Origin of the sequence: Heyndrickxia coagulans DSM 1 = ATCC 7050 (assembly GCF_000290615.1) — a bacterium.
Lineage (GTDB): Bacteria > Bacillota > Bacilli > Bacillales > Bacillaceae_C > Weizmannia > Weizmannia coagulans.
On sequence record NZ_ALAS01000291.1, the window covers coordinates 1 to 12,401 of the forward strand.

12 protein-coding genes and 1 pseudogene are annotated in these 12,401 nt (G+C 47.1%); 6 read left to right on the forward strand and 7 right to left on the reverse strand.

What is annotated here, in order from left to right:
• Positions 1-133 precede the first annotated feature (133 nt).
• A pseudogene (locus IC21_RS15305) lies at positions 134-1,171 on the forward strand (SDR family oxidoreductase).
• 272 nt (positions 1,172-1,443) lie between these two features.
• Here IC21_RS15305 and IC21_RS15310 read toward each other — a convergent pair.
• Positions 1,444-2,004 (reverse strand): maltose acetyltransferase domain-containing protein, encoded by a 561-nt coding sequence (locus tag IC21_RS15310; protein WP_029142384.1) that lies wholly within the window; start codon positions 2,002-2,004, stop codon positions 1,444-1,446.
• A gap of 14 nt (positions 2,005-2,018) precedes the next feature.
• The gene (locus tag IC21_RS15315) at positions 2,019-2,564 is read right to left on the reverse strand and encodes a GbsR/MarR family transcriptional regulator (protein WP_029142383.1); all 546 of its coding nucleotides are present in this window, start codon (positions 2,562-2,564) and stop codon (positions 2,019-2,021) included.
• Between the two features lie 197 nt (positions 2,565-2,761).
• Here IC21_RS15315 and IC21_RS15320 point away from each other — a divergent pair, with 197 nt between their 5' ends.
• The 4 genes from IC21_RS15320 to IC21_RS15335 are packed head-to-tail and all read left to right on the forward strand — an operon-like array spanning position 2,762 to position 6,182.
• On the forward strand, positions 2,762-3,907 hold the full coding sequence (locus IC21_RS15320) for a betaine/proline/choline family ABC transporter ATP-binding protein (RefSeq protein WP_019720481.1): 1,146 nt from the start codon (positions 2,762-2,764) through the stop codon (positions 3,905-3,907).
• An 11-nt stretch (positions 3,908-3,918) separates the two neighbouring features.
• Positions 3,919-4,572 carry an ABC transporter permease gene (locus IC21_RS15325; protein WP_029142382.1) on the forward strand — a complete coding sequence of 218 codons (654 nt, stop codon included), beginning with the start codon at positions 3,919-3,921 and terminating at the stop codon, positions 4,570-4,572.
• 15 nt (positions 4,573-4,587) lie between these two features.
• A complete protein-coding gene (locus IC21_RS15330; RefSeq protein ID WP_019720483.1) occupies positions 4,588-5,502 on the forward strand; it encodes an osmoprotectant ABC transporter substrate-binding protein in 915 nt (304 codons plus the stop codon).
• Between the two features lie 2 nt (positions 5,503-5,504).
• Entirely contained in the window at positions 5,505-6,182 is a 678-nt protein-coding gene (locus tag IC21_RS15335) for an ABC transporter permease (RefSeq protein ID WP_017552576.1), read from the forward strand.
• Between the two features lie 388 nt (positions 6,183-6,570).
• On the opposite strand, the gene IC21_RS15345 is transcribed toward IC21_RS15335, so the two are convergent.
• The 5 genes from IC21_RS15345 to IC21_RS15365 form a co-directional block, all read right to left on the reverse strand.
• Complete coding sequence (locus IC21_RS15345; RefSeq protein ID WP_029142380.1) at positions 6,571-8,568, reverse strand: beta-galactosidase; 1,998 nt, start codon at positions 8,566-8,568, stop codon at positions 6,571-6,573.
• On the reverse strand, positions 8,552-8,770 hold the full coding sequence (locus IC21_RS15350; protein ID WP_029142379.1) for a hypothetical protein: 219 nt from the start codon (positions 8,768-8,770) through the stop codon (positions 8,552-8,554). The genes IC21_RS15345 and IC21_RS15350 overlap by 17 nt, the downstream gene beginning before the upstream one ends.
• On the reverse strand, positions 8,767-9,753 hold the full coding sequence (locus IC21_RS15355) for a LacI family DNA-binding transcriptional regulator (RefSeq protein WP_029142378.1): 987 nt from the start codon (positions 9,751-9,753) through the stop codon (positions 8,767-8,769). Before IC21_RS15355 ends, IC21_RS15350 begins: the two co-directional genes overlap by 4 nt.
• A 281-nt stretch (positions 9,754-10,034) precedes the next feature.
• Entirely contained in the window at positions 10,035-11,234 is a 1,200-nt protein-coding gene (locus tag IC21_RS15360; protein WP_029142377.1) for an MFS transporter, read from the reverse strand.
• A complete protein-coding gene (locus IC21_RS15365; protein WP_029142376.1) occupies positions 11,231-11,659 on the reverse strand; it encodes a MarR family winged helix-turn-helix transcriptional regulator in 429 nt (142 codons plus the stop codon). The genes IC21_RS15360 and IC21_RS15365 overlap by 4 nt, the downstream gene beginning before the upstream one ends.
• Positions 11,660-12,112: 453 nt before the next feature.
• Between IC21_RS15365 and IC21_RS15370 the strand changes: the two genes are divergently transcribed.
• Positions 12,113-12,349 carry a hypothetical protein gene (locus IC21_RS15370; RefSeq protein WP_029142375.1) on the forward strand — a complete coding sequence of 79 codons (237 nt, stop codon included), beginning with the start codon at positions 12,113-12,115 and terminating at the stop codon, positions 12,347-12,349.
• The last annotated feature ends 52 nt before the right edge of the window (positions 12,350-12,401 follow it).

The following is a 12,401-nucleotide window of genomic DNA, read 5'->3' on the forward strand; positions in this document are numbered from 1 at the left end:
GTGTGACAACGATTAGGTGTAAATCAAATACCTATGAAATTTGGAGAATATGCGAGTAAATGAGAGATAATTGAACTTTATTGAAGGAGGGCATACATTGGACCAATCTTATGTACAACAAGGCAACGGCAGTATGGATGCCAGTATGGAAAAACCATTATCACTGAAAAAACTGGCAGACCAGGTCATCGTGATCACCGGCGCTTCGAGCGGGATCGGGCTTGCCACCGCAAGAATGGCTGCAGCCCGCGGCGCACGGCTTGTACTCGCAGCAAGGAATGAGCACGCGTTGAAAATTCTTGCCAATGAGTTAAAAAATAATGGCAGTTCCGCCATCTGGGTGCGGGCGGATGTCGGCCGCGAAGAAGATGTGAAGCATATTGCGGCAACCGCCATTAAAACGTTCGGCGGCTTTGAGACCTGGGTGAACAATGCCGGCGTTTCGATTTTTGGCGAAGCGATGGACGTCAGCATTGAAGACATGAAACGCATGTATGACACGAATTTCTGGGGCGCCGTATACGGGACAAGGTTAGCCGTCCAGCATTACAAAAGCCGCGGCGTGTCCGGCGCTGTGATCAATATCGGCAGCCTGTTCGGCGACCGCGGAACCGTCATCCAGTCCACCTATGCTTCCTCTAAATTTGCGTTGCACGGTTTTACGGAAAGCATCCGGATGGAACTTGAAAAAGAGCATGCGCCCGTTTCGATTACGCTCGTTCACCCCGGCCGGATCGATACGCCGTATAATGAGCATGCGTGCAGCTACCTTAAGAAACAACCGGCGCATTATATGTCCATGATTTACCCGCCTCAAGCCGTCGCGGAAGCCATCCTGTTTGCAGCCGAGCACCCGTAGCGGGATATGTATGTCGGATCGCAGGCAAAAATGGTCGCAGTCTTAGGCCGCTTCTTGCCACGGTTCATGGATAAATTAATGGAGCTGACCATGTACCGGACGCAGCACAGCGACCGGCCGTCAAAGTCGAAAGTGGACAGCGCCCTCTACCATCCGGGTTACGGCCTGCATGAACGGGGCACGAATAAAGGCTGGATGCGCAGAAACAGTTATTATGTCAAGATGAGCAAATATCCGCTTGCATCAGCCGCCATAGCTGCATTTGTCGGGGCAGCGCTCTGGGCTGCCGTTTCAGCCAAGCAAAAAGATTAAGGGGCAAGCCACCTTGACCGCAGGGTGGCTTGTTATGGTTGACATTCCGCTGTTTTTTTACTGATGGCCGCCAGTTTTCACTGATTCTGGTCACTCGATAGGCTATGTTTACATAACCCCAATTTTGAGAGTGTTTTTTCCACGTCCTCTCTTTTCCCTGGCTTTAACTGCTCTCCCGGCTTTTCCCAACTTCCCGGGTTTCCCATGGCGTTTCGTTGATACCAGGCTTGCATCCCTTCTTGCATCGACAAAAAAGGAAGGCGCCGCCTCCCTTATGATTCCGCCATCTTGATGATCCGCGCCGGGTTTCCGCCGACGACTGCATTGTCGGGCACATCTTTGACCACGACGGCTCCGGAAGCGATCACCGCGTTGTTGCCGATCGTAACGCCCGGGTTAATCACCGCGCGTCCGCCGATCCAGACGTTATCGCCAATTTTCACCGGTTTGGTCAACTCCAGGCCGGACACGCGTGTTTTTGCATCAAGCGGATGTGTTGCCGTATAAATATGGACACCCGGCGCCAGCATGCAGTTTTTCCCGATTTCAACCGGCCCCCCGTCTAGAATTACACAATCGAAATTCGCATAAAAATTCTCCCCGACATGAATGTTAAACCCGTAATCGCAGCGGAAATCAGATTCGATAAAGAGGCATTCCCCCGTCGAACCGAATAATTTTTTCAACAATGCTGTCCGGGTTTCCAAATCGGTTTCGTCCGTTTCATTGAACGTACGGACGAGGCGTCTTGCATTAAGCCTCGCCTGCGCGAGTTCCGGGTCTCCCGCATTGTACAACTTCCCGGCAATCATTTTTTCTTTTTCTGTACTCATGGGCCGGCCTCCGTTTATCCCTGTTTTTTCTTCGGTACATATTCAAAAATTTTTCCGCTCTCAAAAAAATCCACAAGCCGCGAAAGCCAATCATAATATTCCGCAAGATTGCCGAGTTCATTTAAGAAGTTATTCAGCTGTTTTTCCATTTCCGGCGGCAGTTCTTCATTGGCCTTCAGTTCCGCCAATTCACGCGCAAATTTTTTTTCAAAAAATTTGTTGCGGTGAATGATTTTCTGCAAATTGGACGTGAAAATGGCAACAAACGTGTCGTAAAAATCGAGGCTGACATTGTAAAGATCTTTCCGGACCCCTTTTTCAAACACTTTTTCTGCGATATTCATATCGACCATTTCGCGGACTACCTGGCTCATCCTTGTCTTGCTCATGCCTGTTGCCTGGGACAATTCATCGAGTGTCATCGGCCTGTGGTTCATATAGATAATGCCGAGGACACGCCCGACGGTTGGCGGGATGCCGAAAGCACGAATATGGTCCGCAATTTTTTCGATATATTGTTCCTTCGCCTGGACAACCTTGTCCAACGTCTTTTCTTCCATCTCTTAGAAATGCTCCTTTTGGCCGCTTTTTCAAATGCCGGAAAAAGGTACCGTAAAAAATGAATAACAAATCGCCTTCAATTACAATATATATCATCTATATAATAAGTACAATACGTAAACTTTTCATTTTACAAATTTTACGTTATACTTATATTGTAACCAATCTTTAACCAAAAAAACTGGAGGTGCGAAAATTGTTAAAGTTTGACCACGTCTCGAAAATTTATAAGGGCGGCAAACGCGCCGTGGACGATTTGAATCTCGAATTCGAATCCGGCCGCTTTATCGTTTTTATCGGCCCGAGCGGCTGCGGTAAAACGACCACGATGAAAATGATCAATAGGTTGATTGAACCAACAGAGGGTACCATTTATATCAATGGCAAAAACATCAAAAATACGGACCCCGTCAAACTCAGAAGAGAAATCGGGTACGTGATTCAACAAATCGGTTTATTCCCCCACATGACAATCCAGCAAAACATCTCTCTTGTCCCGCGATTACTGAAATGGCCTGAAGAAAAACAACGGGAGCGGGCCAAAGAACTGCTCCAGCTCGTAGATATGCCTGAAGAATTTTTGGACCGTTACCCGCATGAATTGAGCGGCGGCCAGCAGCAGCGTATTGGCGTTTTGCGGGCACTGGCGGCAGACCAGCCGCTCATTTTAATGGATGAACCGTTTGGCGCGCTCGATCCGATTACACGCGACAGCCTGCAGGACGAACTGAAAAAGCTGCAAAAGGAACTTGGCAAAACCATCGTATTTGTCACCCACGACATGGATGAAGCAATTAAACTTGCCGACCAGATTGTCATCATGCGCGACGGCAAACTGGTCCAAACTGGCACGCCGGATGAAATTCTCCGCGAACCGGCCAACGAATTTGTGGAAACGTTTATCGGCAAAGAACGGCTGCTTCAGGCCCGGCCGAATATCCAGACCGTTGAACAAATCATGAGCCCGAAAGCCGTTACAGTCACAGGCGATAAAACATTAACAGAAGCCATCCAAATCATGAAAGAACGGCGGGTTGACTCCCTGCTTGTCGTGGACAGCCGGAAAGTGCTCCTCGGCTATATCGATGTCGAAATCATCGACCGAAACCGCAGGAAACCGGTTCTTGTCAAAGACATGGTGGAAACGAATTTAATCGCAGTGGAAAAAGATACCCTCATCCGCGATACCGTCCGGAAAATTTTAAAACGGGGCATTAAATACGTGCCTGTTGTCGACCATGAACACCGGCTTGTTGGCATTGTCACGAGAGCAAGCCTTGTCGATATCGTTTACGACTCCATCTGGGGCGAAGAGGAAGCCGTATCTGAAATCATCAGTTAGGAGGAAAAATCATGGAAGCCTTCATGCAGTTTATGGAAGCCAACTGGAGCGAACTGTTGTTCAAAACATGGCAGCATTTCTATATCTCCATTACGGCTGTCATCCTGGGCATCGTTGTCGCTGTTCCGCTTGGCATCTGGCTGACAAAATACCGGCGGGCGGCACATATCGTGATGGGCATAGCGGGCGTTATCCAAACTTTCCCAAGCCTTGCCATTTTAGCCTTCTTCATTCCGATCTTCGGCATCGGAAAGCTTCCCGCAATTGCGGCGTTGTTTTTCTATTCGGTCCTGCCTATCTTGCGGAACACGTACACCGGTGTAAAGGGGATTGACCCAAAACTGGTGGAAGCAGGGCGCGGGATGGGGATGACCGGATGGGAAAGAGTGATCCATTTGGAACTGCCCCTTGCCATCCCTGTGATCATGGCCGGCGTCCGCCTGTCCACCGTTTACTTAATCGGTTGGGCAACCCTTGCTTCCTTTATCGGTGCAGGCGGCCTCGGAGACTATATTTTCAGCGGCCTCAATTTATACCAGCCGGAAATGATCGCAGCCGGCGCAGTACCGGTAACCATTTTGGCGCTTATCGTGGACTATCTGTTTGGAAAGCTTGAAACGATTGCCACCCCAAAAGGTATCCGGAAACAAAAACAGGCCGCTTAGAAAGGATGACGGCACATGAAAAAGTTAGCAGCCCTCTTGCTTATTTTCTGCTTAAGCATCTTTGCGGGCGGCTGCACCCTGCCAGGCCTAAGTGCCGCAGACAGCCAGTCCGTAAAGATCGGCATGACAAACTCAACAGAAACACAAATTATCGGTTATATGGAAAAAGATATGATCGAACATTATACCGATATAAAAGTCGATATGGTCAATAATCTTGGTTCGTCGATTGTGCTCCATAAAGCGATGACAAGCGGGCAGATCAATATTTCCGCTGTCCGTTACACCGGGACGGATCTTTCGGGCGCACTCGGCATGGAACCGGTAACCGATCCGGAAAAAGCATTAAAAATTGTCAAACAGCAATTTGAAAAACGGTTCCACCAAACATGGTTCGACTCTTTCGGATTTGCCAACACATATGCTTTTACCGTTACCAAATCCTTAGCAGACAAAGACCACTTGACAAAAGTTTCCCAATTAAAACCAGTGGCAAAAGATTTGCGGCTTGGCGTGGATAATTCCTGGCTGAAACGGAAAGGCGACGGTTACGACGGGTTTGTGAAAACGTACGGATTTACCTTTGGAAATACGTACCCGATGGAACTCGGGCTTGTCTACAAAGCCGTCAAAAGCGGGAAGGCGGATGTCGTCCTTGCCTATTCAACCGACGGAAGGATCAATGCATACAACCTCGTTATGCTGGAAGATGACAAACACTTTTTCCCGCCGTATGACGCCTCCCCTGTCGTACGGGACGACACGTTAAAACAACATCCTGAACTCAGGAAAGTTTTACAAAAGCTTGTTGGAAAAATTGATACGAAAACAATGCAGCAGTTGAATTATGAAAGTGACGTCGAAATGAAAGAACCATCGACGGTGGCAAAAGAATTTCTGGAAAAACACCATTACTTTGAGGAGGGGTGATCATGGAAACGATCAGAAGCGTACTTCATTATTACGGAGAAAACGGCAACTATGTATGGGTACAGTTTTACCGCCATTTCCTGATGTCGGCATATGGTGTTCTGTTTGCAGCGGTCGTCGCGATTCCGCTCGGGATTTTCATGGCCCGCCGCCGCAAGCTGAGCGCTTGGATTCTCGCCCTTGCCAATATCATTCAAACGGTTCCGTCGTTGGCGATGCTGTCCATGCTGATGCTCGTCATGGGGCTCGGCACCAATACGGTCGTACTTGCCCTGTTTCTTTACTCGCTTTTGCCGATTTTAAAAAATACATATACCGGCATCCTCAGCGTGGATCAATTTTTGCTCGAGTCCGGCAAGGCAATGGGGATGACAAAGTTCCAGATCATGCGGATGGTGGAACTTCCGCTTGCATTGTCTGTCATTATGGCCGGCCTCAGGACCGCGCTCGTGGTTGCAATCGGGATTGCAGCCATGGGCACATTTGTTGGCGCAGGCGGACTCGGTGATATCATCGTCCGCGGAACCAGCGTCTCAAATGGCACATCCATTATTTTAGCCGGTGCAATTCCGACTGCCTTGATGGCTGTCGCCGCCGACTTTATCATGGGCTGGATTGAACGCCGCCTTTCCCCGGTAAAAAAGAAAACACGCAAACAGACCGTAGAACAGGCAGCATAAAAGGATACCCCGCGGGGACGCGGGGGATCCTTTTTGATAGGCATTACCGGACGGACCCGGTACAGCTTTGTGCCGGATGTTGCGGTCGTGTTCGTATCCTTTTGATGTGCAATTGCAACATCTCTATCCTGGAAATTTATGCCTGCTGTTTTTTATCCCTCTGCTGATACATGTCCGCTACAGCATGGGCGTCTATTGCATTTCTCGTATCCGTGCTGCCGGAACTGCGGCTCAACGGTTCACCGAGTTTCTTCCCCGATACGTCTCGAATGGCCGCTTTGCCCGGCTGACGAGCGCCGGCAATCCAACTTGAGAACCCGGAGTGGCCTCTAAAAACAGGCGGTTTTTCTGGAGTAGGCAAAGGGCAGTTTTCCAATCCGGGCGCTTCCTATTTTTCAATTACCTGCAAAATTTTCACATCCCGGGGCGAGAGCCGGACTGTTTCTGCTTCAGTGCGCCCGTAAATCAGTTCCGGGTACGTGCCGCCTGCATCCACAAACTGAACCTGATCCGTATGGTTCAGCAGGAACAAAAATTTTTCATGCCCATTTTTGCGCACTGCCACTTCCACACCACGAGGAGCATCCAATGCCGGCCGGACATCCGCTTCCTTTAAAATTTCTTTTAAAAGAGAAGACAAATATTGTTCATCCGGCTGTGTCCCGATATAATAAGCTTTTCCTTTTCCGCAATGATGCGCGGTGACAGCAGGCGACCCGGCCAAATAGCCGTCTTTGAACCAGGCCAAAGCTTCGGCGCCTTTCAAGTGGATCTTTTCCTCCCACACGCGGATAGCCGCATCGCCATACCCGGTCCGGATTTGATGTACTGCCCCCTTTTTCATCGGCGCAAACTCTTCAACATAAATGCCAAGAATATCCCGGTACGCGCCCGGATAGCCGCCAAGATACACACGTTCGTTTTCATCCGCAATTCCGCTGAAGAAATTGGTGGCAAAATAACCGCCGTTTTCGACATAGGCTTTTACTTTATCCGCAAATGTCTTTGTCACCCGGTAACTTGCCGGCGCGAAAACCACTTTATACCGGTCCATTGCCTCGTCCGGGTGAATAAAATCGACACCAATGTTTTGGGTATGAAGCACCCTATAAAACGGCAGAAGCTGTTTGATATAGGTTACAAGCGAAGAAGGTTTTGAATCGAGTTCCAACGCCCACCAGTTTTTCCAGTCAAAAACAATCGCAACATCGGATGCATATGCTGAACCCGTTACCTTTTCCAAATTTTTCAATTCATTGCCGAGTTGTACCACTTCCCGGAAATTCCGGCTTTCTTCATCCCCGGAATGCGGCACCATCCCGCTATGGAATTTCTCCGCACCGCCCTGGGATGCGCGCCATTGGAAAAACATGATGCCGTCCGCCCCGTGCGCAGCCGCTTCATAACTCCAAAGCCGCATCACACCCGGTGCTTTCACAGCGTTTTGCGCCCGCCAGTTCACCGCGCCGGCTGCCTGTTCCATTAGCAAAAACGGCTGTTTTTTCAAACTGCGCGTCAAATCATGGGCCATGAATTGCGCATACGGGATGTCCTCAAACGGATCTGGGTAGGCATCCCATGTCACAAGATCCATTTCTTTCGCCCAATGGAATCCGTCCACCGGTTTGTGCAGCCCCATTAAGTTTGTCATTACCGGCACATCCGGCGTATATGTTTTCAGGATATCGCGTTCCATTTTATAAAGTGCAAGCAGTGAATCATCCATAAAGGCTTTGTAATCGAGCTGTTGCATCGGATTGGCAAAAGTCGGCGTTTTCCCTGGCAGACAGATTTCTTCCCATTCATAATAACGCTGGCTCCAGAAGTCTGTTGACCAGCTTTTATTCAAGTTTTCAATCGTGCCGTATTTTTCTTTGAGCCATGTTTGAAAACCCTTTTTGCAGTTGTCGCAATAGCATTCGGAAATGTGGCAGCCATACTCATTGTTCACATGCCACATGACAAGCGCGGGATGGCTTTTGTACCGTTCCGCAATTTTGCGGACCAGTTTCGCCGCAAGCCGAGCGTAGTCTTTGCTGTTCGGGCAATAATGCTGGCGCGACCCCGGCAAAAAGCGCGACCCGTCCTTGTCAACCGGAAGCGAATCGGGATATTTCCGCGACAGCCATGCCGGCGGTGCCGCAGTTGCAGTGGCCAGGTCCGCCCCGATGCCGTTTTCCGCAAGCATATCCATGATTTTATCGAGCGTTGAAAAATCATATGTTTCTTCATCCGGCTGCAGCCTTGCCCAGCTGAAAATGTTGATGCTTACATAATTGACGCCGGCTTTTTTCATCAGCCGCATGTCTTCTTTCCATACAGATTCATCCCATTGTTCAGGGTTGTAATCCCCGCCGTAATAAAATTTTTCATGTTTTTTTAGCATCACGCATTCCTCCAAGTTGTCCGTTATTTAAGTACACGCCACCCTGTAAATTCCAATGCTTCAATGCTTCCTTTTTTGAAAACGTTACCATAAACCAACACCATCGTACTGCAATTTTACGCAAAAATAAATAAAAATTTAAACTTTTTAACTTCCTTTTTGCATAATTTTTACGTAAATATTTTGCAGAGGAAGCGTTCATTTACTGCTTTCTCTTATGGCAAGTTTTGTCCCCAGTCTGACTTTTTTAGGGATTTCCCGGCTGTTTATACGTTCCAGCAACAATGCCACCCCTTCTTCGCCCATCACTTCGGTATACACTTTTACTGTGCTCAAGGCGGGGACCGTATATTGGGACACACTTACGTCATTAAAACCGATCAAACTCACTTGTTCCGGAACCCGGATGTTATTTTCATGAAGGGCCTTTAAACTGCCGATCGCCATCGGATCATTTGCAATAAAAAAAGCTGTCGGCAAATGATCCCCCCTGTTCCTAATAGCAGAAATCATTTGCTGGTAGCCGGCACGAGCATCATATTTCCCTTTAAAATCAAAAACATCTTCTTTACGATAGAGCCCTAACTTTTGCATATATCTGGTATATTCAAGACTGCGCGGATCAATTCCGGAATTCATTTCATCCTCAGCCAACGACCCGATATATCCAATCCGCTGATGCCCCTGTTGTACAAAGTAATCAATGACATCTTTAACTGCCTGTTCAAAATCTACCATAACCTGATCAGCACTTCCCACCTCATAATAAGTATCCACAAAGCAAATCGGTTTTTGAAAAGATTGAAGCACTTGAATCTGCTGTTTTGAGAATTTCCCAATCGCTAAAATTCCTTCCACATCACCCGGGATCTTTTCGTATTCAGCATAAACCCGGGAGATGGACAAGCCGTGTTCCTCTGCGTATTTTTCAGCCCCCAAGCGGATGGACATATAGTAAATATCATTCAGTTCTTCTTCCTGCGAGCTCCATTGTACAATTGCGATTTTTTCCCTCCTGGCCGTTTTTTTGTTTATATGTTTTGTATAGTTCAGACTTTCGGCTGCTTCAAATATTTTTCGCCTTGTTTCATCAGATGCCACTACCTTATCATCATAATTCAGAACTCTGGACACGGTTGCAATGGATACCCCTGCCATTTTGGCAATATCAGCCATTGTCGCCATAATAACCACCTTATCCTTTACGAAAACTATATGTAAATTTTTATTTATTTTTACGTAAAAAACTCCGCTTATGTTTATTGTAAACAGAACAATTAGTGATAATCAAATTTTTTATAAAATATTTTTTAACTTATCTTATGAAAAAACAGGGACCTTACGCTGTGCAGTCAAAAGAGCCTGCCTCTTGCTTCTTTTTTGATTCCCCGGCCTTTGCTTTTGAACCGGGCAAACGGCTAAAAAAACAAACCCGAGGGCAATCCCCGGGTTTGTGTTCAGACAAATTATTCTGCTTCTTCCACCACGCCTTGCATAGATGCAGCTTTTTTTCCATGGACAAAATAATAAAGAAATACGCAAAGGACAAGGACAACAGCCATGATGGCGTACAAGCCGTGATAACCAGCGAACGGAACCAAAAGCCCGAGCAAAAACGGCCCGACCCCGACACCGGCATCAAGAAAAATAAAGAAAGTTGAAGTTGCAAGCCCAATCCGGTTTTTCGGCGATACTTTGACTGCAATCGCCTGCCCGCTTGCCGAGAAAGTGCCGTACCCAAGCCCGACGAAAATTCCGGCCAATAAAATTAATAGTCCGCTGTCAGCCTGGTTCAGCAGCACGAGCCCTGCCGCAAACAAAAGAAACGAAGGATACATGACAAAGTTCTCGCCTTTTGTATCAAACCATCTTCCCGTAAACGGCCTGGACACAAGCACCGTTACAGCATAAACAATAAAGAAAAAGCTTGAAATATCAACAAGATTCATTTCTTTCGCATATGAAGTTAAAAAAGACAGGATGCTAGAGTAACCGAGCCCGACAAATGCACTGATGATGGCAATTGGGAACACTTTCGGCTCAAAGAAATTGCTGATTTTGAGCCCCTTCATCTTTTCCAGATCCGCTTTTGAAAGTACCACTTTCGGCATCTTTAAAAAGAGGGCGGAGATAAAGCTCAAAGCCAATAGCACAAGGCATAAAGCAAATACCATATTAAAACTTGCGTGCTGAATGAGGAACATGCCGACAAAAGGCCCGACAGCCGCGGCAAGTGTCACACTCAATGCATAATAACCCGTGCCTTCCCCGCGGCGTTCATTTGGTATGATCCCGGCAACAATGGTTCCCGTTGCAGTTGAAGCTATCCCAAGCGCTGCGCCGTTTAAAAAGCGGACAGCCAGTAAAACACCTAGTTGATTCGTCACAAAATAAAATAATGAAATGATGATAATCGCAATAAAACCAGCATAAAGCATCTTTTTCCTGCCGATGCGGTCAATCGATTTGCCGGCAAAGAGCCGCGCAACCAGGACCCCGACGACGAAAATCCCTGATGCCAGGCCGGCCGCGCTTGGTGATGCATGAAACCGGTCAGTCGCAAAAATCGTAACGGTCGCCATCAATAAGTAAAATGTAAAATACAGAAAAAAGTTCGCGGTCGAAACAATTATAAAATCCTTTGTCCATAACTTCGGCCTGCTCAATTTGTTTCCTCCCCTTTGTGATCTAAATTGTCTCTGATTTGCGGAAGCAGTTCGAATACCATCTCTTGCTCCGCTTCCGGAATCCCCTTCATTGCCTGCTGTTCCAATCCGGTAATTTCCGCGCGGCACTGCCGGTAGAGGTTTTCGCCTCTTTCCGTCATCCGAATCACTTTTTCACGGCGGTCTTTTCCCGGGATCTGTTCTACGATTCCCTGTTCTTCCAGCTTTTGGACAATCCTTGTCACATTCGGTTTTTCAATTTGATAATACTTGCAAATTTCCACAAGTGTGCACGGGCCGAAATTCCGCACATAAAACGTCACCTGCCAGAGCGAATAGGACAACCCGAACTGTGCCAATAAGCCGTTCAATTTCTTGATCAGTACGCGGTACAAGCGTATATAGCGGTAAAACAGCCCTTGCATCAAGCAAGCCTCCTCCAATCCCTTGAGCATCTGCCCGGGCTCGCATTAGAAAGCTCCGGCCACAGCGAAATCACACAAACAGTTTCGTTACCCTAAGCAACATTTCACAAGACTAAATATACAGGTTCATTCAGTCGTTGTCAATGGGCGGTTATACTGATAATTCAAAAAATGTATCCATGTTCCTGATAATTCGGTACGATTTTTCTCTTGTTTGCGTTTGATGCATTTATTTCAAGGTTTGTTAAACCATAATCATTCCGGCAAGAGAATGGATTCTTTCAGTGTCTCTTTAAAATCATCTTCAAAGCTAGATGCTATATAAATACAAAAAGTTTAAATTTTTCGCCGCCGATAGTTGACGATCCGGATGGGAAAAGTTTATGATATAAAAAATTGAGAATGTTTTAATTACAACAGCTTGGTCATACAGACGGAATAGGAGGAATATGTGTGGCAGTAACCATTGGGGCACAGTTGGATCAACTTGCTGTTGGAAAATACCATAAGCGCGCAACGATCATTATTGGAGTCGGACTATTTTTTGAGTTTTTCGAAGTATTTCTAGCAAGCGTTCTGGGCAGTGTTCTAAGTGAAGAATTCCATGTTAAGTCATCCATGCTTTCATTATTATTGGGTTCCAGTTTCTTAGGAGCCTTTGCCAAAATGCTATACCCCCTGAAGCAGTAGGCAGTCAGACAATTAAAGATCGTGGATTTATTCCACTAAAGAAAACAGATAT

Bases quoted from the DNA above. Each gene is read 5' to 3' on its own strand.
- IC21_RS15310 (WP_029142384.1), bottom strand. From the start codon at position 2,004: ATGAGTACAGAAAAAGAAAAAATGATTGCCGGGAAGTTGTACAATGCG.
- IC21_RS15315 (WP_029142383.1), bottom strand. From the start codon at position 2,564: ATGGAAGAAAAGACGTTGGACAAGGTTGTCCAGGCGAAGGAACAATAT.
- IC21_RS15325 (WP_029142382.1), top strand. From the start codon at position 3,919: ATGGAAGCCTTCATGCAGTTTATGGAAGCCAACTGGAGCGAACTGTTG.
- IC21_RS15330 (WP_019720483.1), top strand. From the start codon at position 4,588: ATGAAAAAGTTAGCAGCCCTCTTGCTTATTTTCTGCTTAAGCATCTTT.
- IC21_RS15335 (WP_017552576.1), top strand. From the start codon at position 5,505: ATGGAAACGATCAGAAGCGTACTTCATTATTACGGAGAAAACGGCAAC.
- IC21_RS15345 (WP_029142380.1), bottom strand. From the start codon at position 8,568: ATGCTAAAAAAACATGAAAAATTTTATTACGGCGGGGATTACAACCCT.
- IC21_RS15350 (WP_029142379.1), bottom strand. From the start codon at position 8,770: ATGAACGCTTCCTCTGCAAAATATTTACGTAAAAATTATGCAAAAAGG.
- IC21_RS15355 (WP_029142378.1), bottom strand. From the start codon at position 9,753: ATGGCGACAATGGCTGATATTGCCAAAATGGCAGGGGTATCCATTGCA.
- IC21_RS15365 (WP_029142376.1), bottom strand. From the start codon at position 11,659: ATGCAAGGGCTGTTTTACCGCTATATACGCTTGTACCGCGTACTGATC.